The following is a 21,282-nucleotide window of genomic DNA, read 5'->3' as shown; positions in this document are numbered from 1 at the left end:
CACTCCGTTAAGAGGTGACTATTACCGGGATGACACCTTTTTTCCGCATCCAACCGATTTCTTCCGAGTTTTCCGAAACGATCTCACGTCCCTCCTGCACAGAGCAGGAAGTGAGATATGACCGAAAAACGCAACGAACCCGCACGCGACTGTTTGGGCCGGTTTTGCAACGCAGGGGCCTACAGGGTTTCCCCAGCAGGCCAGCCCACGGAATTCACCCGGGCCGCCGACGCGCGCCAGCAGCTGTGGTCCGCCTTGGAGCAGGCTGATCGGGTCTTGAAGGAACCGCCCGAGGGCAAAGGCGTCCCCGGTGTCGTCATCCGAGCAAGTCCCGGGGCCGGAAAGAGCACGCTCCAGCGCGAATTCATGGCGGTTCGGGAAGCGGAAGGTCTTGGCGCTCGTGTCGCATTCCATGTCCCGACACTCGCCCTTGCCGAAGATGCTACACAAGAGGCTATCGGCATGGGGATGTCTGCCCAAGCTATACGGGGGAGATCAGCGCTCAAGCCGGACGGAAGCGGTCCGATGTGCGCAAAGGCAGCGCTCGTAGAACAAGCCTACCGTATCGGCATCTCGGCGCGGGAGCATTTCTGCGAAAGCGTCTCGGACGACGGGACAATGAGGCGCTGTCCGCACTTCGAGGGGTGCGCGTATCTCGCGCAGTTCAAGCAGGAAGCGTCGTGCCACTTCCTCGCAACGGCCTACTTCAGCTTGCCGAAGCAGCCAGGCGTGGATCCGGAATTGCGGGTGGTGGACGAGACCTTCTGGCAAAACTTTCTTTGGATCAAAGACGTGGACGTCGTCACCTTCAAGTCGCCCAGAGCATTTCTCGAGGAGTCTGATGCTGAGGGTCATCTCACCCTCCTCAAAGCGGCCGCAGAAGTTGTCAGCATGCTCGGTGCCGGGCGATCTCTGCCGGAGCTGCCCTATACCGCCGAGGATTACGCGACATTCGCGGAACTCGAGCGGAAAGGCCAGGCACCGGCGTCCGATATCCGGCCGGATGATGCCCCCGCAGCCCAGAAGGCCAAGCTCACAAAGGCGGCCGGCCAGCACAGGCAGGTTTCCCGCCTCGCCGCGGTCTGGGAGGTATTGCAGGAGGCTGCGGAGAAGAAACTCGCCTCGACCGAACGGCTACGCTTGTTCATTCAGGGTCAGAAGGAGGTCCTCCGCGTGGCGCGCAAAAGGCCTTTGCGCCATAAGGAGCCGCTGCTGATCCTTGATGCGGATGCGGACTCCGAAATCCTGACCGGACTTGGCTGCGATATCCGGATGGAGCATCACCTGACGCTTCGGCCAAACGCACATGTCGTTCAGATCCATGACCATCACATGTCGAACACATCCCTTCTCGGGAGTAAGGCTCTGCGCGAAGAGTGTCGCCGATTGATTGCGAAGGAAGTGCTGCGCGACCGGCTCACCCAGAACGCGGGCGTCTTGGTCGGAGCACCCCGGTCAGTCGTGCAAAGGGTCTTCGAGGACGGCGGGTATGATTTCAGCGCTATGAGCGACGATGAAGCTTCCCAGATCATGCTGACAACGAAGCTGCACGGTGCCGATTGGCTTTGGTTCGGCGGCCGGGCCCTGGGATCGAACCGCTACAAGGACCGGGGCTCCGTCATCGTTCTGGGACGGCAGGAACTGCGGGTGTCGGACCTCGAGGACCTGGGTCGGGCTCTTTGGGGCGATACGCCCGGGGAACCGCTGACACTTGTGACGCCGGACTTGAGCGGGGCGCAACGACTGCCTCTGGCCGAGATGCCCTATGAGATGGTTGATGGCACCGGCATGGCAGTCCGCGCGCCTTGCCACCCGGATCATCGCATCCGCCGGTTGCAGTTGCAGACACGCGAGCTCGCGACCCGACAGCTGGTGGAACGCCTGAGGTTGGCCCACGCTCCTTACCGCAAGCGCGTCATCCTGGCGTGCAACCTGCCCATTCCCGGCCTGCCGGTGGATGAGCTGGTCTCTTGGCAGGACCTGGTAGGGTGTCGCGTCGAGGCCGCCATCGTCACCTCCCTCACCGACCATGGCATGGTGGGCGGCACTCAGAAGCGCCTTGCAGGCGGAGCGCCGAGTATTTTCAATAATTCTAACGCCCTTTCGAAGTATCTCAGCCGAAACGAAGGGCCTTCTCGACGGTTTGAGCAGTTGAAGAAACTGGCAAAATCTTTTGGAGGAAGCCTGAAGATCAAGGATTGCCAACGTCGCGCCGGGCAAGCGGAGGCACATTGGTCTTTCGATGCGGTGATCTTTGGCGGATTCGCAGCCCACGTAGGCGGGCTGCCACTGGGGGGGCGCTCTGACCCGACATGAGGCCCCCTCCGACAGGAGGGCATTCTGACGTAACGCTGCCAGACGGTTGCGCTTCTGTTGTGAGCAGGGCGCCGTGCCACTACCTCTTGCTCTGACGTCCCGAAGATCCCGAAAAATGCCCGACCCTCGGATGGCCCGGTGTGACGACGTGCGGCGAAGAGAGGGAGAGAAAACCCGGCCGGATGGAGACTTGCGCCGCACTGGCTGGCAGCTCAGGAGCGCTCCACCCGTCAGGCGGGCAGGATCGGTGGTCAGCTCTCACGCCTTTGGAGTGGCTCCGCATAGACAAGGTTGCCGTTCTCATCGAGGCCGACACCAAGCCCGAGTTGCCGACGCCGCGCGAAGAAGGCTTGTTCTTCCTTACTGGGCTTGTCCATCAACTTAATGAAGGCCTACACCCGGGCCGCATTCTCTTCCTCCGTCAGCTCGGACTTGGCCAGCTGGCCGTTCAACGCAGCCGCCACACGGGCGTGATCCATCTTCCCCTTCGGCATCATGGCGGGACTCCTTTGGCTTTCAGGTTCGACATTACACGCACTGGCTGTGAATCGGCGTGCGAAATTGACCCACTTGGGTGGGTTATGAGCGTGCAAAATTGACCCACCTGCCACGTTAGCATCCGCGCTGAATAGCGCGGAGGAATGAGCAGGTGATATTGATGGAAAGTGTATCGAAGATCCGTCGTTGGATATTGGTTGAGGGTCGCAGCATCCGATCTGTGGCGCGGGCAACCGGTTTGTCGCGGAACACGGTGAAGAAGTATCTGAAGGACGACAGTCCACCGAGCTATCAACGGCAAGCGCCACCGACCCGGCATAAGCTGTGCGATGGATTTGACGCGCGGCTGCAAGAGCTTTTCGAGCAGGATCACAAGCGCCCGCGCCGGGAGCGGCGGACGGCCACGAAGCTTTACGAACAGCTCGTCTCGGAAGGGTATACTGGGTCCTATTCTCCGGTTCAGCGATTTATCCGAGACCTCAAACGTGCCGATGCTGGATCGGGAGAGGCGTTTATCCCCCTGCATTTTGCTGCCGGTGATGCGCTCCAGTTTGACTGGAGCGAAGAGCGCGTTATTCTCGGTGGTGTCGAGCAGAAGGTAAAGGTTGCTCACTTCCGCCTGTGCCATAGTCGCAAACCTCTTATCGTAGCCTATCCCGGCGAGAGCCAAGAGATGGTGTTGGATGCTTTTGTACGGGCGCTGTCCTTCTACGGCGGGGTTCCGCGACGGGTGATCATCGACAATCCCAAAACGATGGTGACCTATGTCTCCCGCTCGAAGGACCGGGTGTTCCATCCGCGGTTCTTGGCGTTGATGAACCATTATGTGATGGAGCCGGTTGCCTGCACCCCCGCGTCGGGTTGGGAGAAAGGTCAGGTGGAGAACCAGGTCCATTTTTTACGAGGCCGATTGTTTGTTCCCATGCCAGCTTTTGATGATCTGGATGGGCTGAACAACTGGTTGCGTCTGCGCTGCGAGGAATTGGCAAGCCGCGCCCATCCTGATCAATCGTCCCGCACGATTGCGGAGGTTTTTGAAGATGAGCGCGCCGAGCTGCGCCCCCTGGGGCGGGCTTTTGATGGTTATGTGGAAAAGACGGTGCGGGTCCGTTCCACCTGCCTGGTTCAATATGCCAGCAATCGCTATAGCGTGCCTTCCCGGTTTGCAGGCCAGCATGTCTCCTTGCGCGCCTATGCGAGCCGGATCGTGCTGGTGTCAGGCCAGGACGTTATTGCCGAGCACAAGCGTCGCTTCACCCGCAACGTCAGCTACTTTGAGCCTTGGCATTATGTTCCTCTACTGGATCGCAAGCCCGGCGCTCTGCGCGACGGCGCCCCTTTTGTGGACTGGCAACTGCCTGAGGCCATGCATCGGATCAGGGAGCATTACATGGCTGGCAAAGGCGGGGACCGGGAGTTCGTCGATCTGCTTCTGCTGGCCCAGGACCACGGAATCGAGGTGGTGGAGACGGCCTGCGAACTGGCAGTTGAACAAAACACGTTGCGCCTTCCTGCCATCACCAATTTGATCAACCAGTTGGTGGAGCCAATCATCACGCCGTTGAATGAGGGTAATGTCTATCCGCAGCTGACCGTGCGGCCCGAGGCCGACTGCAAGCGCTATGAGGCGCTCTGCTCGGCCGAGGAGGCTGCCGCATGAACGCTCTCATCGACCAACTCACCGCCTTGAGGCTGCATGGAATGGCAGCTTGCGCCCATGATTTGCTGTCCGCGCGCAAGCCACCAAGTCTGACCACAGCGATAAAGCAACTGATCGACGCGGAAACTGTAGAGCGGCGAGTGCGTTCCATCCAGTATCAAATGCGCATCGCGAAGTTCCCCCATCATAAGGACTTCGCCACCTTCGATTACGGCGCGGCCGCGGTGAGTAAGGCCCAGATCGAACCCTTCTGCTCGGGTCAGTTCACCGAAGAGGCGCACAACCTCATCCTGGTCGGCGGAACCGGGACAGGCAAAACTCACATCGCCATCGCGCTTGGAACCACATTGATTAACAACGGCAAGAAGGTCCGCTTCTTCAACGCGGTCGATCTGATCAATGCCCTGATCAAGGAACAGGCCGACGGCAATGCCGGGAAGATCATCCGGCAGCTGTCTGCCCTGGATTGCGTCATCATCGACGAGTTAGGCTACATCCCGTTCCCGAAATCCGGCGGCGCGTTGCTGTTCCACCTGATCAGCAAGCTCTACGAGAAAACCAGCGTCATCATCACCACCAACTTGGAGTTCGGGGAATGGGTCGCTGTCTTCGGTGATGCCAAGATGACAACTGCGCTCTTGGATCGCGTCACGCACCACTGTGCCATCATCGAAACGGGCAACACGTCATATCGCTTCGCTCAGAGCAAAAGTCGCAGAGAAAAATAGCCACGTCGCAAGCAAAGCCCCCAGACGGACTCGCTATATGAGGGCGGTCCGCCTGGGGGCTTTGTCACCCAATAGGCGGGTCAAAATTAAACGCTGAAACCGGGTCACTTTTAAACGCTCATTGACACACTGGCTCGCGCTCGCATGGCGCACCGCGTTTATACGGCCGAAACACGCCGCGAGGAAATTGAGGCCCGTCACCTCATAATCGGACGGTATCAGTCTACAAAGCTGGGCATGACGCTCCGGAGATGACGGCTTCAGTTCGCATTGGCGCATCCCGCAGGAAGGGCGGATAACCGTCATTCGCTGCGCACACCATGAATGACCGAAAAGTCCAGTCGGCGGGCCTGATCGTGCCCTCGTCCGCTCGTATACCCTAATGTGGCAAATCCGTCTGAGAGAAGACCTCTGTTCATCTTGTAGCGGGGCATTGCGATTATTAGAGTGCTCAGGCTTTCCCAGTCACGGGAAACTCGTTGGCTGTTTTGAGACTGTGGAAGCGGCGCGAGAGGAGGGCACGTCTGTGGAGGATCTTGCTGAAGCTACGTGACGGCCTGAACGCGCGCTAAAATGTCCCCGGCTAACTTAGCTCGCCCTTCTCCGTTGTTCAGGTAGTCCAGATAGCGGATCGAACGCAGATCAAACGGAACATCTTCGGGCGACTGAGTGATCAGGACAACCTCCTTTCCGAGTGTATGGGCGATCCCGGCCTCGTAGAAAACGTTGGGGTTCTTGCCAGAGAGGTCGCATACGACGACCGCCGAGGTGCAGATCAATTCGATAATATCGGTCATGATATGGGCATGAACCCACATATCGTCTGCTCTCTGGCACTGATACCCATCGGCCTCAAGAACTGCCTTCACGTCCTGATAGACCGAGGTGAACGGCCCTGAAAACGGCATCATGAACGACACCAGTTTAGGATTGATGGGTTTATCGCTCAGCTCGAATACAGTCGGAGTAGCGCGCTTGCTAAGCTTCTGGCGATATAGAACGTGGAACAAATCTACGTCTTTGATAGACCAGTGGTTTCGATGAAATTCGAAGCTGTCGATGTGAAGGTCAGACGCCAACTCGTAAATTTCAGCATTGGTCATGCGGGGAACCTCTGGCTCCATCGAATAGTGTAGCTGGTATTCGGCCCCCTTACGCTCGATACGATTCAGCCAACCAAACCCGGCGATCTCGTCGCTGATACCTTCTTCCATGAATAGTGTCGGGAGGGCCATCACGCCAGAAACGTCGAGTGTCCCACCTGGCTTAAATCGTTCTTCAAGCTCACCAGAGGTATATTCGAACACACGCCCCGCCATAATCGAGCCGCGGCGCTCGTTTTCCAATCCCCCTGAAACAATCAAATTAAACATTCGTCCCCTCCGGCATCTTCACAAATTTGGTAGCCGAACGGAGGGATGTCCTCAACTGCCGATCCATTCGCGTCGCGTTACCGGTGGCCAAGCTTGCCGGACACCGCCTCGCGCTTCGACTTGTCCCACTCGCCCTTGAGAAGGGACGCCATGTGCTCCTCAAGAACGTCAGCCAACGTAGTGTTCGGCGACGTCCCCGATTTCCCTGCGTTCGATATGGCGTCAAGAACCTGGTGCACCGCGCGATCGGCATCATGCGTGTCCCCCTCGGGAGGCGCCGGAGTGCGCCCGGTTGGATTGAGGCGCAACCTGATCCCGGTTCTTAGACGGTCGAATTGCACCCAGTCGACCTCGGGTCCGCTCCGTTCATGGGTGCGCAGGATCGCCGCCAGCCGCTCGGTCTGGTCCCGCATCTCGGCGCGCCATTTCGCCCGCTCTGCGGTGACTGTCTGCACCAGCACCGTCTTGGCAGTGTTGTCGATCGAAGCCGAAGCTGCGATATTGGCCACCTCGCGCGCGCTTTCCCGAGCACTTCTGGCCGCGCTGCGCGACTTGAGATAGCTCGACAAGGCGGTAGCGATAACGCCCGCCGCGGTCAAAGCCGTTGTGACCGAACTGTCGAACTTCAGGTCAGCGAGGACACCGACGATGGCGGTGACGATTCCAACAGCGACGCCGACATCAGACTTCGTAACATCATTGCTCATTCCCTACCGCCTCCCTCCTGTGGACGTTGGATTGGTGCTCCGCCCGGACGACAGCAATAGCAGCCGCAAGAAGCCGAACATGCGGACGAAGAGCCAGTCCAGCTGCTCCGACCGATCGATCATTTCCTGCGTCACCTCCGAATGGCGAATGCGCAGGCTATTGCCGATCGAGGTGAGCGCCTTCGCCTCGTCAGCGAGCGCGGCACGCATCCTCGTTCCGGAAGCAGCGGCGTGATCCAGCAGAGCATCGGCCTGCGCGCGCTTATCCGAACCTCGCTCGAGTGTCTTCATGCGCTCGAAGGCATCCCACAGCTTTTCGGTCGCATCCCGGCGATCATCGAGCTTCGGCGAAAGGAAGCGCGAGCGAGCGTATTCCAGCAGGCGATCGAGCTCCGTTTCACCTGTATCAAACATCTGCCAACCAAGCGCCTGTGCGACCGGCTGCGGCAGTATTCGCTGTGCGCGGCCGTCGTCATTGAGCTTGAAGGCGATGCCATTCCGCTGGAACAGGAGGTTGACGTCAGCGACGAAGGAGGCAAGACCTGCGGCTCTGTCCCATGTCAAGTGATGATGACCAAAATAGGGGTGGAAGCTGCCGAGAATGGGTTCGCCGACCGCCTTTGCGCAGAACTCCAGTAGATCCAGCACGACCGGTGTCTCGGGCAACTCGTCGCATCTCAGCGGCCACTCGATCCACGGGACTTCGGCTTGGAGGAATTGCCCAAAAGCCTGTTGGTCGCAGCCACACGGCCCTTGTCCGTCCGGACATTGCTCGGTGAAACGATAGCCGAACGCGCCATTTCCAATGCGCATATCCACAAGCGCATGGAGGGCGCCCCAAACTCGTTCGTCGATAGTTTCCGATATTGCTGGCCGAGCGCCATATTCGCGGTCCGTGAAGTAACTTGTGCTCAAACTCTTCCCCTCAGAGAGACGCGCCGCCTTAATCCAGTTTGTTTATCACCTTGCGACGCAAATATCTGTATCCGATGTGCCTATGTAGTGTCGATCGAACCGCTACTGACGATAAGTTGGCTCGCGCAAGTCCAGGAAGTGGTTCTATTAAATAGACGCAGTATTTTTACTCCGTGAGAATGATCCACTCTCGAGATCCAATCTGATCTGCGTATTGGCTTCTTTAACCAATTCATAAAATTCATCGACAAGTTTTTGAACTCTTTCATGAGGGGTCTGATTGTTTTCGTAGCCTTCCCCACCCGTATCATGACCAACCTCAAACACACCTTCAATTGCCACCCGTTTCGCTCTTTCCACAGTGCGTCGCACAGTCTGGCTAAGGGAGGCAGAATGCGAAATCAAAAAGGCCTTCAACGCCGCCTCATGCTTATGAAAGTTCTCGGCTATCCGGGCTTGAGCATCGCCCCAATCCAAATCAGGAGCCCATGGATCTGGCATCACCTCAGTAAATATTCTGTAGAACTCAGAGGCGGCGATATACTCTCTTTCAAACATGAGCTCTTGACGCTTCAAAAGTAGTCGCTGCCTGTCAGCGACGCTATTGAGCTCGCTCTTGTGGGTCTCCAGTTGCAAAACCAATTTCGCCTTGTGCGATTCTATTGCGCGGGAGGATATCAAGTTTCCTACAAAAGCGGCGACGCCTGCTGAAACTGAGGCAATACCACCAAGGGCTCCAACAACCTTCAAAAGTTCACTCCAGTCCAAATCTAAAGCCTCTCATAGCATTAAGCATGATTTTATGGTTCAGCAGGTTGATACAGCGATAAAGAAAGAACAGGTAGCAGTTTCCATCGCTTGCGAATCCTCTTCTGTCGCCAGCGAAAGATCAAGGCCAGCGCTTCCTCAGTTGCCTGGGCGACGGCGGCAGCGTGCGATCCGCAGCGAAGGTCGGCCCACCGCTCTTCCTTCCAGTGACCTTACGGATGAACCAAATCGAGCTTTTTGCAGCGGACGGCTGTAAGTTTCCCGCGCTGCCGACCTCCGCCGCTCAGATCGTGCTGCACGATGCCACCGATGACCGGTTCAGGAAAGCTGCACCGCAGCGATGAGCCGACCCATTAACGGCAGGTAGGGCCGTGAGGAGACGGTGGGGTCTCAAGCATTGTGCTCGGTCGGCTTCACGTCGGGTATAGGGCACATGATCACCCGTGCAGCAAACTGAGAAGCCGCGGCCGTCCATTTTGATAGGGCAACCTCACTGGTCCTGAAGAACCCCTTGCAGGTCGGTCTGAAATCACCGCGCTGACTGGCGCAGAGGGCGGCGCGTGGTCCGCCGACTTTACCGTGCAGGTGGGCAGACCCATCGAGCAGGAGAAGCCGTTCTTCGCCGGTCGGAGAGAGGTGAGGCTCGGGGTGGGGCTCGATGACGATGGACACCTCAGCTAAGCAAGTCCCCCGCATAGACGGCCTCTTGGTTCCCGCCCTCCGGTGCAGGCTGGGCCGGGCGAAAAAGTTCGCAAACTCGTTTCGGTTTCAGGAAAACGATCTCAAATCCTGATTACGAAAATGGAGACAGTTATGACCTACGAAAACTCTTGGACCACAAACGACATCGAGCACGCTCTTATCGAATGGGCGGAAGCTGAGGGAGAGCGCGAGACTTGTCCGCCCTGCCTGTCCAACTGGACCCTCGACGAAGAGCAGTTGGAAACCATCAGGGATGCCTGCGGGGCCCCTCATGCCGCAGCAACCCTCGCCAATGCGATGCAGTGCATCACTGACGAGGAAGGGCTCGCGACGATCGCCGAGATCCTGAGATATCACTGACAGCTGAGTGAGAATCTGAGCGACGGCAGCTGTGCAATATAGGCTGTCGTCGTTCAATCTTCCCGTTTATCTGGTGCGCCGCATCGGTCACCGCGGAATTCAGCGACGAAAGGCTACGCCCTGTGCGTTGTTGCCCTTTTCATGCGCTGTCTGCTGCGATCCTCTTCTTCTAACCGGCGCAGGTCGTCATCCCATCGCTCGCGCTTAGACTTGAGCTCACGCTTCTTCTTTTCGTGAAGGAGCTCTTGGTAGCATCGCAGTTCGCCGGAAAAGGTGGACAGAATGTCATGCGCGATCGAACCAGTATTCAGGACCTTACGCATCTCGCTCATGCTTTCCGTAATCCCCTTGTCCAGTTCCACATCCTTCAACATGAACAAGGCCTTCTCGCGAGCCTTGTCCGAAGAGAGGGCCCTGAGCATCTTCGATTTCTCGGGACCGTTTCGCACAGCTCTAAGAGCGTGAAGATGCCGGTCGAAAACCATCACCAAGCGCCGCGGGACCTTCAAATCCACAAAAGCCTGGCGCACCAGGGCTTCGATCTCCGGCCACGCCTTCCAGGGCTTCTTCCCTTCAAGGATCGGAAGTAGCGGGGACGGATCTTTCATGTCGAGGGGAAGCGTGACGGCCCCCTCAACCGTGCTGCGCCATTTAGGCTGGTAGGCAGCCGATATTGAAAGCGACGCGCCATCGAAGTGGACGGCGACTTGGGTCGGTTGGGAGGACCCCGGATCGGCAAGACCGGAGGCCGTGACGGAGCCGTTCTCTCGGGTCACCTCGAGCGGGAATGAATGCGCGCTCCCGGACCTCCCGGGAGCGCGACAATTGTTCGTCGACTTCGATTTTGGCGCGTTCCGCGTCATGCCTTGCTCCCCTGCACCAGGCGCAGACCTTGGGCTTCCTGTGGCCTTTCCGGAAACCCGGGGATCGGGCTCTGCACCCGCGTCATGTCGAACGGGATCTTCTTCACCTGCTCGAACAGGCTCGCGATGCTGATCCCCTTCTGGGCGTAGGCCCGTTCGCCTTCATCGAGAGGCTCGTGGCCCATCAGCTTGCGCCTGTGCGCTCCCGGACAGGCCGCATCCATCAGGCGGTGGTGGAACGTGGTGCGCAGGGCATGGAAATCAAGACCATGCCAGTAGACGTCATTGGTGCGGCGGTAATAGCCGAAGGCCTTGGTGAAGTTCTCGGTATATGTGCCCTTGTTCGCGCCGCGCGTGAGCGATGGAAACAGGCGGCGATCCCCTCTTTTCCTGGCGCGCTTCACGAGGTCCAGGAAGCCGAGCTCGATCAGGACCGGATGCACCGGGATCTTGCGGGTCGCGTTCTCCGACTTGACGCTGTCCCCCAGGGCCTGGCGAACAATCAGGTAGGCGATCCCCTCATCGGACTGGACGTCGTCCGGTCCCGCCTGGGCCGCTTCTTCCATCCGCGTGCCCATCAGGTAGCCCATCAGCGGCATCCAGAACAGGGGATCGGCTTCGCCTGCGGCATTGCCCTGGAATACCCGGGTGTTCAGCAGCTCGTCGAGCCGGTCATCCCAGGGTTGGCGTGCTACGTTTTCTTCGGTCATTTTCAGGGCCTTTGCTTCACGGTTGGAGAAAGTGCAGATGCTGAATGGGTTCGTTTCGACGAGGCCGATCTGCTTGAGCATCGTTCCGACCCTGTTGGCCATGCGGACGTTGCGCATGTAGGTCTCTGCTTTGAGACGCGGTTCGACATGAGCGAGGCGGGCATCTCGGATCTTGGCTTCGTTAGTGCAGCCCTCGCGCCGCAGCACCCGCTCGGCATTATTCATCGCCAGGGCTTCACGCGCTTCGACCTTTGCGATCAGCGCCGGGTAGCTCTCGGCCGTGTATTTCTTTCCTTTGCCATGAAGTCTGGGGAGATTGCGGATGACATCGATGGTCGCCTCAATCTCTTCCTCGGTGACTTCGGTGAACACCTTCGAACCAAGGCTCTCCGACCAGATTTTCAGGGCTGTCTTCGCTGAGGCGCTCGACGACTTGGACCACTTGCTTCCCACGGCAGCGTCGGGACGCTGATACTTGTGCCACTCGTCGGCGAAGCCTGCTTCCTTCCAGTTAAGGTATAGGTCTTTAGCTCTGTCGAATGTGATCGGCTCGCCGCTTTCCAGGCTCGCGAGGATCTCGGGCGGGCAGCTTTGAAGAAGCCCCCGCTTTTTCAGGAGATCCCTGACGGCCGGTTTCGCGGTTGGCGTTTCATCGGGCTCCGTCTTTTCATTTACGGGCTCGCGTGAGGCAAACCAGGAGGGAGGGAACAGTTTCATGGCATCTTCCTTGTCGATGAGAGGTTCGGCGATAGCCGAGGCGGTTGGTTGGGCGGGAATGCCCAAGGATGTTTCCTCGGCGATCGCGCGGGCGAAGTAGGGGCTGGGGCCGGGAAAGATGCCCCGGTCCCGCCGGGCCTTCTCCTCGCTGTTGTCCAGCAACACGCGCGTGGCCTCATAGGCCAGCAGGCGCGCGTGCTCACTGCCCGCCTCGGGAAGTTCGAGTCCGAGATGCGCCGCGAGATGCCGCAGAGGCTCTTGCGCCACCGCATAGTCCCGCTCGAAGAAGGCTTGCCGCAGGACAGCCTGTCGGGCCACTTCCCGTTGCAGCGCCGCCTGTGCGAGCTGCGGGGATCGCGGATCGCCCAGGGCACGCTCCCGATCGGCCGCCTCGATTTCGAAGCGCGCCAGCGTGGTCAGGATATCCTTGGTGTTTTCTGGCAAGAGGCTCATGGTGGCGGTGGCGTAAAGAAATATTTGATCGCTGAGGGCGCTGAGCCTGCGTGCAAGCTCCGCGGCCACCGAAAAGGCATGTGTTTTCAGGGAAAGACATATGGGGATTCCCGCAAACGCGGTTTGAATCCCCAAATTTCGCGCTTGCGTTCTTGGCGCGGGGTCGGAACGGCCAGACCCGTTGCGGAGAATCCGATGGTCCGGCGTTGGTTTGATTCTAATTGAGCGAAATGCGGGCTGATCACACAACCTATCGCTGCAAGCTGATTCGAGAACCGCGCGGGGGAGACGGCGCCGCCAGACGTAGCCCTGGGGGCGCAGTTCGAGATGGGGAATTTGGGCGTGTTTGGAACGGGCGTGCGGCACCGGGTCTGACTCCTTGAGACTCCGGTGTGTCCGGAGTGTGTAAGGCGGAGTGTCAAAACCGGTGTCCGAAACGCGAAAAGCGCCCCCGAGGGAGCGCTTTTTCGTTTGTTTCCAAAACCTTCAGGAAGTTTTGGCTCCGGCGGTAGGGATCGAACCTACGACCAATTGATTAACAGTCAACTGCTCTACCGCTGAGCTACGCCGGAATGCCTATGTCTATCCTGCGGTCGTTGCCGCCGGATAACGGCTCTTTAGCCTGCGCGGTCCGGGGAACGCAAGGGCTTTTCAGGCGGATATGTAAATTTTTTGAGATACCGGCAGTTAGCTAGAGACTCGGGTCCTTCAGGGGGTGGCGAAGGATCTGATGAAACATACCGTCAGCGGCCTGCCCTACCAGGGTGAGGCTATCCACAGCATAGGGTTTTGGCATCGTCGGCAGCAGATTTTCCTCGGCTGCCGCCTCAATCACTCGGCGTTTTTCTTGGGGCATTCGACCGCTCAGCGTGATGTGGAAACGAAAGCAGTCCATGACATGGGGATAGCCCCAGTCTTGCAGGTTGCGGATTTGCGCCGGGGTGAGATGGGGTTTTGCGCGGCGGGCGTGTTCTGCCCGGGACAGGGGCGCGCGGAAACGGTCAAGCCTGCGCACCACCTGGGCCGCGCAGCTGTTGAGGGCTGTCGTGTCGCCCTCGGGGGTCAGGGCGAAAAAGCGCCCGAGCCAGACCGGCTCCAAAGCGGCAAGTTGAACTGACGGCAGGGTTTCGCACAGCGCCTCAAAAGCGGCGATCAACCCCTGCGGCGTATGCGCGTCGGCCAATGCGAATGGGGGTTTGATCGTCGCGTGAAACCCGTATTTGCGCGGTGTTTCCGTGAGGGCGGCCATGTCCAGCCCCTCCACAGTCGGCTGGGGTCGGAAACGGCCCTTTACCAGATCCCAACCCAGCCAGGCCGCGCCTGCTCGGCCGAACGCGCCCTCGGGTATGTGATAGATCGCGTAGCGTTCGAATTTCATGATGCCCCCTGCCCTGCGGTACCTCAAAGGCATAAACGGCCTTTGGCATTCCTTGTCAAAGCGCGACGCCCGGCGCGGCCCCGTGCCACGGCCTTTAATGATATCTCCCCCTCTCCGAGTTCGATATGCGATGCGCCCCCGTGTGAACCTCGCAGTGACGGCCTTTGGCGCGGGTGACGAGCGTGAGATTGGCAGCCTCTGCGAGACGCACCGCATAGTCGGTTGCGGCGGAGACCGCGATCAGGATCGGCGCGCCGAGGGTGACGGTCTTTTGCACCATATCCGTGGACACCCGCGAGGTGAGCACGAGCGCGCCGGAGGACGGGGGGACGCCCTCACGGGCCATCGCGCCGGCGAGCTTGTCCAACGCATTGTGCCGCCCCACATCCTCCCGCGCCAGCACGATCCCCTGCCCCGGCAGCATGAACCCCGCGGCATGACAGGCGCGGGTGCGGTCATGCTCGGGCTGATGCGCGCGCAGGTGTTGGGTGGCGGAACAGGCCTCTGCATGGGTGAGCCGCCAAGACCCGTCCGGCAGCGGCGGCAGCGCGCGGGTGGCGTTGGCGAGACTGTCGATGCCGCACAGGCCACAGCCCACAGGCCCGATCATCGCCCGCTGCCGCTCGGACAGGGCCTTGGCGGCGGGACCGGTGACCCAGAAACGAAGCTCCCAACCTGCGTCATGCTCCAAGACCTCAAGATCCTCGACCTGCGCGGCTGCTGGCACGAGACCTTCGGTCAGGGCAAAGCCGATGGCGAAATCTTCCAGATTATCCGGCGAGGCCATCATCACCCCGAGGGTCGAGCCGTTGCAGACAATCGCCACCGGCGCCTCGCGGACCAAGGGGCGCGGCGAGCTCAGGCCCGCATGCAGGCTCATGCCACGATCCTCACCGGTGTGCCCTTATAGGCCGGTGTCTGGGAGTTCTTTTCGTGATAACTGAGCGGCACCAAAGGGTTAAGCTCGGGGTAGTAGCCTGCCACACAGCCCGCCGGGAGGTCATAGGGCGTGAGGGTAAAGCCGTCGACCCGCCGCGCGATGCCGTCCTCGATCGCGCAGATCAGACTGACCTTCTGGCCCTCTTCCAGCTCAAGACGCGCGATTTCGTCGGGGTTCATCAAGACGATCTCACGGCTGCCTTCCAAGCCCCGCAGACGGTCCGAAAACCCGTAGATCGTTGTATTGAACTGATCGTTCGACCGCAGCGTCACGAGCGTCATCACATCCCGGCCAGTCGGCGCCGCCCCCAGGGCCGAAAGGGTCGTGGGCGCGGTGAAATGCGCCTTGCCGCTTTCTGTCTTCCACTGCCGGTGCCGCGCCGGGTTGCCGCGGTAAAAGCCACCGGGTTCAAACATGCGCGCGTTGAAGTCGGCAAAATCATCCGGAAAGGTCTCTGCAATAAGGTCACGGATCAGATCGTAATTCGCGGCCCAATCGTCCCACTTTAATTTCGGATTGGACGCCAGTGTCGCCTTGGCAAGCCCGCAAACGATGGCGGGTTCAGACAGGCACAAGTCACTCGGCGGCTCTGCCTGCCCCAGCGATCCATAGATATGCGAAAGGGAATCTTCCATCGTTACCGCTTGCGGGCCGGACGCCTGAATGTCTTTATCGGTGCGCCCCAGACAGGGCAGCAGATAAGAGGCCCGCCCGGGAACAAGATGGGATCGGTTCAGCTTGGTCGCCACCTGCACCGAAAGCTCCAGCGCAGGCCACGCCTGCTCCATCCGCGCCCGGTCCGGCAGGGCGCGGATCAGATTGCCGCCAAGACAGACCATGGCTTTCACCCTGCTCTCCAAGATACCCTCTGAGGCATGCACAGCGTTTAGGCCGTCTTCGCCGGGCGCATCGATGTCGAAGAGTTCCCGCAGCTTGTCGGCGGGCATATGCTCGGATTTTTCCCCGATCCCGACGGTCCGCTGACCTTGGACATTGGAATGGCCCCGCACCGGCGAGATACCCGCTCCCGGCTTGCCGATATTGCCGCGCATCAGCCATAGGTTGCACAGCATGCCGAGGTTGAGCCAGCCGTTCACATGCTGGGTCAGCCCCATGCCATAGATCCCGATCGCCTTGTCCGCCGAGAGGTAAATCTCTGCCGCCTCTTCGATCATCGCGCGTGTGAGACCTGAATGCTCTTCGATCTCGGCCCATGTCACCTCGCGCAGCGCCGCGACCATCTCCTCATAGCCGACAGTCTCGGACCCGATAAAATCCGCGTCGACCACCGTGCCGGGGCGGGCCTCTTCCGCCGCCAGCACGCATTTGATCAGCCCCGCAAGCGCCGCGACATCCCCGCCGGGGCGGACTTGATAGTATTTTTCGGAGATCTTCGTGGCTTTGCCCAGGGTCATCTGCGACATGTTCTGGGGATCGACGAATTCGATCAGCCCGCGTTCGCGCAGCGGGTTAAAGGTCACAATCCGGCAGCCCCGTTCCACCGCGGCCTTCAGCACATGCAAAAAGCGCGGTGAGTTTGACCCGGTATTCTGGCCGAAAAAGAAAATCGTATCGCATTCATCGAAGTCATCGAGCGTGCAGGTCCCCACCGGCGTGCCGATAAAGTTCTGCAGGTTCACGCTGGTGGTCTCGTGACACATGTTCGACGATTGCGGCAGGTTCTGATGCCCCATCGCCCGGGCAAAGAGCGCATAGAGATAGGACGCCTCCAACCCCGCGTGACCCGAAGAATAGAACACCGCCTGCTCTGGCCGCATGGCATTCAACGCCGCCCCGATCTCGGCAAAGGCCTGTTCCCAGGACAGCGGCAGATAGCGGTCCGTCGCGGCGTCGTATTTCATCGGCGCGGTCAGCCGCCCGGCCTTTTCCAAGTCGTGATCGTGCCAGGTCTTCAGATCAGAAAGGCTGTGTTCTTCAAAGAACGCGGGATCCGCGCGGGCCTTATCCAACTCCCACATCGTGGCCTTTGCGCCATTCTCGCAGAACTCAAATATATGCGGCTTTGCCGGTTTCGCCCAGGCACAGGCCGTGCACATCATGCCTTTGGGCTTGTTCTGGCTGGCCAGCATCTTCAGCGCCACGGCAGAAGGTTTCACATCCCGCAGGATACGCTCAAGCCCCCGCACCGATCCCCATCCGCCCGCAGCGTGATCGTAATGCGGCGTGTCGGGATCCTGCTCGGTCAAATGCTTATCAGAATGACTGGATTTATCGCTCATTGAATTCCCCCCAGATAAGGACCCTCCGGCAGTAACGAGGCTGAAAGCCTCAGGGTTCCAGAAGTATCCGCCCGCTGAACGAGGCGAGAAGCGGCGGAGGGATGTGGCCGGGACGCGCCAAGCAGCCCGGCGATATCTTACCGAGCCGGCAAGGGCGCAGAGTGCCGATACTTGAAAAAATGGGCGATCTATGCGCATAGTATCGGCCTAAGCTGATAGGAAAGTCAGCTCGCCTACTCCACAGTTTCAGAATTCTATCGAGTTAGAACGGCCCCCCGGCTCCCCCCAGTGGAGGGCCGCTTCGGGCATCGCAGCTCAGGGGCAGGCATGATCCCCCTGTGGCATTCGACCCTGATCAGACTGAACCACAACAAGGAGATAAGGACATGACCGTTTCAAATTTGACGAATGTACTTTCGGGCCTGTTGCTTTCAATCGCTTTGATCTTCGCAGCTGCGAAGATCTGGCACCCCTCAGATGAGCAGTTGTTCAGCCAGTTTATCTACCTACCCACTTTGTCCTTCCCGGATACCGATGGGAAATGGGGCTGTAAGTTCTACAACTCTTGCGAGAACTGATCAACGCACCGCCAGCCTTTTCTGGTGTCGCTGGGGGTGAAGCTGAGCCGCGTGCTTCGGTTCAACTGGCGGTCGCCGCTGTGCGGACGTTTTAGCGTTAGAAGCGGGCTTAGCGCGTTCACTGGCGATGCGCGAATATTGACCGAGATGGCCAGATGTGGCCCCGCTTCCAATAGACGTAATTCGCATGCCTATAAGCTCAGGCGAAGGCCCATTTCCTGCGTTACTCAAAGCTCAAATGGCGAACAGATTGGGCGCGGCAGGCAGCCGAAGTGAAGCAAGCCACTGTCGCATAACGACATTACATAAGGTAATGGCGGAGACGAAGCCCGCCATCACTCCGTCGCATCACATTGCAAAACGTAATAAAATTCAGAGCTTTACAAAATATTTATCAGCTTTCATGTCGCTTTCTGTTGCGGTGAGCTGCAATAGGCAGCATGCTCAAAGGCGGGTAGGTAGAAGGGTATTCTTATGCCGCGCGTTGCCAAAGAGCTTTCGGCGCTTGAAGTGAAAAGATTGCAGCATCCTGGTACGGGTCGCAATGCTACATTCGCAGTGGGAGGCGTCTCAGGCTTAATGCTGCAAATCACCCCTAATGGCGGGCGAACTTGGCTTCTGCGCGCAACCGTAGGCGGAAAGCGCCGAGAAATCGGTTTGGGCGGCTTTCCCGATGTAACTTTGGCGCAGGTTCGTGAGCGCGCACGAGAAGCCAAAGATCTGATACGGCGTGGCATTGATCCCGTGGAGGAGCGCAAAGCAGCCCAGGCAGCTTTGGTGTCCGCACGGCGTCGCGGCCTGACCTTCGCAGAAGCGACCGACAAGTGTCTTGCTGCGAAACTTGACGCCTTCAAGAACTTCAAGCACCGCCAGCAGTGGCAGAACACCTTGCAGACCTACGCCATGCCAGAGCTGGGTCAGATGCCGGTTGACGAAATAGCCGTGCAGGACGTGCTGAGGGTTCTGGAGCCGATCTGGCATAGCAAAACTGAAACCGCCTCACGGCTTCGCGGACGTATTGAGACCGTACTGTCTTGGGCCACAGTGGCTGGACATCGTATCGGCGACAACCCAGCGCGCTGGGGCGGCAACTTGAAAGAACTGCTCCCCGCCGTATCAAAGATCGCAAAACAGAAGAACCAGCCGGCAGTAAAGATCGAGGATGCCCCTAGGTGGTTTGCAGCCATACGTCAACGTGACGGCATGGGGGCGCGGGCTTTGGAGTTTGCGGCGCTTACAGCCGCCCGATCTCAAGAGGTGCGTGGAGCTGCTTGGGAGGAAATTGATCTAGAGGCGGGGCTATGGGTTATCCCGGCGGCCCGCATGAAGATGGAACGAGAACACCGTGTACCGCTCACACCGGAGGCTGTGACGTTATTGGCGTCCCTGCCCCGCATGCAAGACAATCCCCTCACCTTTCCCGCCCCCCGAGGTGGGGAGATGTCTGACATGACGCTTAGTGCTGCCATGAAGCGCTTGCATGTCGCAGATATTAGCGCTGGTGGCACAGGCTTCGTCGACCGCGTGAGCAAGCGCCCAGCCGTTCCTCACGGGCTACGCAGTACGTTTCGGGATTGGGTAGCGGAGCGGACTCATTTCCCGGGTGATATGGCTGAGGTGGCGCTGGCGCACAAGGTAGGCAATGCCGTGGAGGCATCCTACCGGCGCGGCGATATGGTTGAGAAACGCCGCGCAATGATGGCTGCGTGGGCGGATTATCTAAGTGGGAAAGACACAGCAGGAGCAGCAGTAGTGAGGATTGGATGACCAACGATTACAGCGCGTCGACGCGAAAAACCATAATTGAGGATGTACGCATCGACCATCATTCACCGACCGGTGGCTTCTTCCCCGATTGGGTTGCCAAGTTGAATGGTGGCGAGCGAAGCGACGTGTGGATAGTCTGGATTACTTCCCGCACGGGTATGACCCCGCAGACAGTTAGATATTTTGTTTTCTCCTCGCAAGATGAGGCTCAGATCTTCTCCGACAGGTATCCAGTCGGAGCAGTTGTAAGAGAGGGCCTCTTTGACAGCGCTCCTCCACTGCAAGACCTCGTTAGAAGACAAATAGATCAGGTTTTAACACACGGCTTCGCATCCCCAGCTGACCCAGAATCTTTTCTAATATATAATGTATTGCAAAAGGCAGGCATCACTGACCAACGCGGCGAAGAGCCGTCACAAGCTGTGCAGGAGTTTCTTGGCAGCTCGAGGATCGAAGAGCTTAAAGCAATACACAATGGCGTTTGGGGCAAGTCCGCCGAGTTCGAGTATTGCACACTAAATCTGCCTCATTCATCTCCCGCATATATCGCTGCCGCTTGCAGGTTTCACTATTACGTCACCCAAGATGATTTCTCCGCTGGGTACTTCCTTCGTGAGCTGGAATCTCTTGCGATGGGCGTTGAGGCCGAGGCAAATAAGTCACGAGAAATGCGAAAAAACGCGGGGAAAAAGGGCAGCGAGAAGTCCGCAGATGCGCGAAGAAAACGCGTCTCTTCTCTGATGGAAGCATTGGAAAACGTCGCCAAGCGCAACCCGGATGTCCACAAGACGCTAGGGATTAAGCACCTGCTTGCACTTGCTAGGGATGAAGCCGTGAAAAAAGAGCCGAAGCTTTGGTCACAGGGACAAAAACAAGTTGAAGAATACCTTGGAGAGATAAGACGGGGAGAGGCAGGAAAACCTCTCCAAGCGCGTTACCGACGATTGTTCCCGACAAAAACCGCTTAGGCGGCTCGCGAGAATCAGGTTCATCGGATAGGCACAATGCGTTCTTTTGACTATCCGCCTATCCACCTACGCCAAAAAGCACGACCCGCATAAGCTATTGCTTTTAGGCATTAATCCAGAGCTAGTTTAACGCCATGCTGCTTCTAATCTCAATCGATTGGAGTGCATCGCATGCCCGACACCTTTTTGTCCGATACTCAGGTAGCCACTCGTTACGGCGTCCACCGGTCTACGCCATGGCGCTGGGCCAAGACAGACGAAAACTTTCCGAAGCCAGTCATGCTCTCGCCCGGCTGCACACGTTGGAAGCTGGCCGATCTGGAAACCTGGGAAACCGCCAAGAAAGGCGGTGCGACATGATGGACAAAGAGAAAAGCGTCGTTGCGGCTGGAACCCGCAACGACGCTCAAAACACAAATGAAGCTGGTCAACTTCGCGCGAATGATACCGCATTAATGGCGGAACGCCACCCTATTATCGCACTGCATTGGGGGATCGCGTCATGAGCAAGAGCACTTCGTTTTCCAAACTTATGACGCGGCCTCACCTAGGGGCAACCCGAGTGCTTGGCTACGCGCTCACGATCGACCGCTTTGAAGCATGGGAAGCGGCCTCTGCGGTTTGGCAAGCTCGCCTTACAC

At 58.7% G+C, this 21,282-nt stretch carries 19 protein-coding genes and 1 tRNA gene; 10 read left to right on the top strand and 10 right to left on the bottom strand.

Annotation, left to right across the window (positions count from 1 at the left end; translation table 11 throughout):
- Window positions 1-117 precede the first annotated feature (117 nt).
- From AB4M76_RS06050 to istB, 3 genes are all read left to right on the top strand, one after another.
- Window positions 118-2,316 carry a hypothetical protein gene (locus tag AB4M76_RS06050; protein ID WP_368440904.1) on the top strand — a complete coding sequence of 733 codons (2,199 nt, stop codon included), beginning with the start codon at window positions 118-120 and terminating at the stop codon, window positions 2,314-2,316.
- A 658-nt stretch (window positions 2,317-2,974) separates the two neighbouring features.
- Entirely contained in the window at window positions 2,975-4,474 is a 1,500-nt protein-coding gene (gene istA, locus AB4M76_RS06045) for an IS21 family transposase (RefSeq protein ID WP_368440290.1), read from the top strand.
- Window positions 4,471-5,202, top strand: coding sequence for an IS21-like element helper ATPase IstB (gene istB, locus AB4M76_RS06040; protein WP_108485421.1), 732 nt, complete (start codon window positions 4,471-4,473; stop codon window positions 5,200-5,202). Before istA ends, istB begins: the two co-directional genes overlap by 4 nt.
- 545 nt (window positions 5,203-5,747) lie before the next feature.
- Here the strand turns inward: istB and AB4M76_RS06035 are convergent.
- From AB4M76_RS06035 to AB4M76_RS06020, 4 genes are all read right to left on the bottom strand, one after another.
- A complete protein-coding gene (locus AB4M76_RS06035; RefSeq protein ID WP_368440903.1) occupies window positions 5,748-6,575 on the bottom strand; it encodes a hypothetical protein in 828 nt (275 codons plus the stop codon).
- A 77-nt stretch (window positions 6,576-6,652) separates the two neighbouring features.
- The gene (locus AB4M76_RS06030; RefSeq protein WP_368440902.1) at window positions 6,653-7,282 is read right to left on the bottom strand and encodes a hypothetical protein; all 630 of its coding nucleotides are present in this window, start codon (window positions 7,280-7,282) and stop codon (window positions 6,653-6,655) included.
- Window positions 7,283-7,285: 3 nt separating this feature from the next.
- Complete coding sequence (locus AB4M76_RS06025; protein WP_368440901.1) at window positions 7,286-8,197, bottom strand: hypothetical protein; 912 nt, start codon at window positions 8,195-8,197, stop codon at window positions 7,286-7,288.
- Window positions 8,198-8,344: 147 nt separating this feature from the next.
- Window positions 8,345-8,965: a hypothetical protein gene (locus AB4M76_RS06020; protein WP_368440900.1), complete on the bottom strand. Its 621-nt coding sequence runs from the start codon at window positions 8,963-8,965 to the stop codon at window positions 8,345-8,347.
- A gap of 218 nt (window positions 8,966-9,183) precedes the next feature.
- On the opposite strand from AB4M76_RS06020, the gene AB4M76_RS06015 reads away from it, so the two are divergent.
- Both AB4M76_RS06015 and AB4M76_RS06010 read left to right on the top strand, forming a co-directional pair.
- Window positions 9,184-9,309, top strand: coding sequence for a hypothetical protein (locus AB4M76_RS06015; protein ID WP_368440899.1), 126 nt, complete (start codon window positions 9,184-9,186; stop codon window positions 9,307-9,309).
- A 469-nt stretch (window positions 9,310-9,778) separates the two neighbouring features.
- On the top strand, window positions 9,779-10,027 hold the full coding sequence (locus AB4M76_RS06010; protein ID WP_368440898.1) for a hypothetical protein: 249 nt from the start codon (window positions 9,779-9,781) through the stop codon (window positions 10,025-10,027).
- Window positions 10,028-10,140: 113 nt separating this feature from the next.
- On the opposite strand, the gene AB4M76_RS06005 is transcribed toward AB4M76_RS06010, so the two are convergent.
- The 6 genes from AB4M76_RS06005 to AB4M76_RS05980 all read right to left on the bottom strand — a co-directional run bounded on the left by AB4M76_RS06005 (window position 10,141) and on the right by AB4M76_RS05980 (window position 17,328).
- Complete coding sequence (locus AB4M76_RS06005; RefSeq protein ID WP_368440897.1) at window positions 10,141-10,890, bottom strand: hypothetical protein; 750 nt, start codon at window positions 10,888-10,890, stop codon at window positions 10,141-10,143.
- Window positions 10,887-12,905: a hypothetical protein gene (locus AB4M76_RS06000; RefSeq protein ID WP_368440896.1), complete on the bottom strand. Its 2,019-nt coding sequence runs from the start codon at window positions 12,903-12,905 to the stop codon at window positions 10,887-10,889. The genes AB4M76_RS06005 and AB4M76_RS06000 overlap by 4 nt, the downstream gene beginning before the upstream one ends.
- Before the next feature lie 362 nt (window positions 12,906-13,267).
- Window positions 13,268-13,342 (bottom strand) — tRNA-Asn (locus tag AB4M76_RS05995).
- Window positions 13,343-13,461: 119 nt separating this feature from the next.
- The gene (locus tag AB4M76_RS05990; protein WP_368440895.1) at window positions 13,462-14,148 is read right to left on the bottom strand and encodes a DUF1045 domain-containing protein; all 687 of its coding nucleotides are present in this window, start codon (window positions 14,146-14,148) and stop codon (window positions 13,462-13,464) included.
- Window positions 14,149-14,242: 94 nt separating this feature from the next.
- On the bottom strand, window positions 14,243-15,028 hold the full coding sequence (gene fdhD / locus AB4M76_RS05985) for a formate dehydrogenase accessory sulfurtransferase FdhD (protein WP_368440894.1): 786 nt from the start codon (window positions 15,026-15,028) through the stop codon (window positions 14,243-14,245).
- Window positions 15,025-17,328, bottom strand: coding sequence for an FdhF/YdeP family oxidoreductase (locus AB4M76_RS05980; protein ID WP_368440893.1), 2,304 nt, complete (start codon window positions 17,326-17,328; stop codon window positions 15,025-15,027). Before AB4M76_RS05980 ends, fdhD begins: the two co-directional genes overlap by 4 nt.
- Before the next feature lie 386 nt (window positions 17,329-17,714).
- Between AB4M76_RS05980 and AB4M76_RS05975 the strand changes: the two genes are divergently transcribed.
- The 5 genes from AB4M76_RS05975 (at window position 17,715) to AB4M76_RS05955 (ending at window position 21,147) form a co-directional block, all read left to right on the top strand.
- Entirely contained in the window at window positions 17,715-17,906 is a 192-nt protein-coding gene (locus tag AB4M76_RS05975) for a hypothetical protein (RefSeq protein ID WP_368440892.1), read from the top strand.
- A gap of 474 nt (window positions 17,907-18,380) precedes the next feature.
- Complete coding sequence (locus AB4M76_RS05970; protein WP_368440891.1) at window positions 18,381-19,673, top strand: tyrosine-type recombinase/integrase; 1,293 nt, start codon at window positions 18,381-18,383, stop codon at window positions 19,671-19,673.
- Window positions 19,670-20,641 (top strand): hypothetical protein, encoded by a 972-nt coding sequence (locus AB4M76_RS05965; protein ID WP_368440890.1) that lies wholly within the window; start codon window positions 19,670-19,672, stop codon window positions 20,639-20,641. The genes AB4M76_RS05970 and AB4M76_RS05965 overlap by 4 nt, the downstream gene beginning before the upstream one ends.
- Before the next feature lie 171 nt (window positions 20,642-20,812).
- Window positions 20,813-21,001, top strand: coding sequence for a helix-turn-helix transcriptional regulator (locus AB4M76_RS05960; protein ID WP_368440889.1), 189 nt, complete (start codon window positions 20,813-20,815; stop codon window positions 20,999-21,001).
- The gene (locus tag AB4M76_RS05955; protein ID WP_368440888.1) at window positions 20,998-21,147 is read left to right on the top strand and encodes a hypothetical protein; all 150 of its coding nucleotides are present in this window, start codon (window positions 20,998-21,000) and stop codon (window positions 21,145-21,147) included. The genes AB4M76_RS05960 and AB4M76_RS05955 overlap by 4 nt, the downstream gene beginning before the upstream one ends.
- The last annotated feature ends 135 nt before the right edge of the window (window positions 21,148-21,282 follow it).

Source organism: Sulfitobacter sp. PS-8MA (assembly GCF_040933935.1).
In the GTDB taxonomy this organism is placed as follows: domain Bacteria; phylum Pseudomonadota; class Alphaproteobacteria; order Rhodobacterales; family Rhodobacteraceae; genus Sulfitobacter.
Note: the sequence above shows the minus strand (reverse complement) of the source record. Positions and strands in the feature narration are given on the sequence as shown.

What these genes read in the sequence shown, in the direction of transcription:
- AB4M76_RS05980 (WP_368440893.1), bottom strand. Translation starts at nt 17,328, where the DNA reads ATGAGCGATAAATCCAGTCATTCTGATAAGCATTTGACCGAGCAGGAT.
- AB4M76_RS05990 (WP_368440895.1), bottom strand. Translation starts at nt 14,148, where the DNA reads ATGAAATTCGAACGCTACGCGATCTATCACATACCCGAGGGCGCGTTC.
- fdhD (WP_368440894.1), bottom strand. Translation starts at nt 15,028, where the DNA reads ATGAGCCTGCATGCGGGCCTGAGCTCGCCGCGCCCCTTGGTCCGCGAG.
- AB4M76_RS05960 (WP_368440889.1), top strand. Translation starts at nt 20,813, where the DNA reads ATGCCCGACACCTTTTTGTCCGATACTCAGGTAGCCACTCGTTACGGC.
- AB4M76_RS06035 (WP_368440903.1), bottom strand. Translation starts at nt 6,575, where the DNA reads ATGTTTAATTTGATTGTTTCAGGGGGATTGGAAAACGAGCGCCGCGGC.
- AB4M76_RS06010 (WP_368440898.1), top strand. Translation starts at nt 9,779, where the DNA reads ATGACCTACGAAAACTCTTGGACCACAAACGACATCGAGCACGCTCTT.
- AB4M76_RS06030 (WP_368440902.1), bottom strand. Translation starts at nt 7,282, where the DNA reads ATGAGCAATGATGTTACGAAGTCTGATGTCGGCGTCGCTGTTGGAATC.
- AB4M76_RS05970 (WP_368440891.1), top strand. Translation starts at nt 18,381, where the DNA reads ATGCCGCGCGTTGCCAAAGAGCTTTCGGCGCTTGAAGTGAAAAGATTG.
- AB4M76_RS05975 (WP_368440892.1), top strand. Translation starts at nt 17,715, where the DNA reads ATGACCGTTTCAAATTTGACGAATGTACTTTCGGGCCTGTTGCTTTCA.
- AB4M76_RS05965 (WP_368440890.1), top strand. Translation starts at nt 19,670, where the DNA reads ATGACCAACGATTACAGCGCGTCGACGCGAAAAACCATAATTGAGGAT.
- AB4M76_RS06005 (WP_368440897.1), bottom strand. Translation starts at nt 10,890, where the DNA reads ATGACGCGGAACGCGCCAAAATCGAAGTCGACGAACAATTGTCGCGCT.
- istA (WP_368440290.1), top strand. Translation starts at nt 2,975, where the DNA reads ATGGAAAGTGTATCGAAGATCCGTCGTTGGATATTGGTTGAGGGTCGC.
- istB (WP_108485421.1), top strand. Translation starts at nt 4,471, where the DNA reads ATGAACGCTCTCATCGACCAACTCACCGCCTTGAGGCTGCATGGAATG.
- AB4M76_RS06050 (WP_368440904.1), top strand. Translation starts at nt 118, where the DNA reads ATGACCGAAAAACGCAACGAACCCGCACGCGACTGTTTGGGCCGGTTT.
- AB4M76_RS06015 (WP_368440899.1), top strand. Translation starts at nt 9,184, where the DNA reads ATGAACCAAATCGAGCTTTTTGCAGCGGACGGCTGTAAGTTTCCCGCG.
- AB4M76_RS05955 (WP_368440888.1), top strand. Translation starts at nt 20,998, where the DNA reads ATGATGGACAAAGAGAAAAGCGTCGTTGCGGCTGGAACCCGCAACGAC.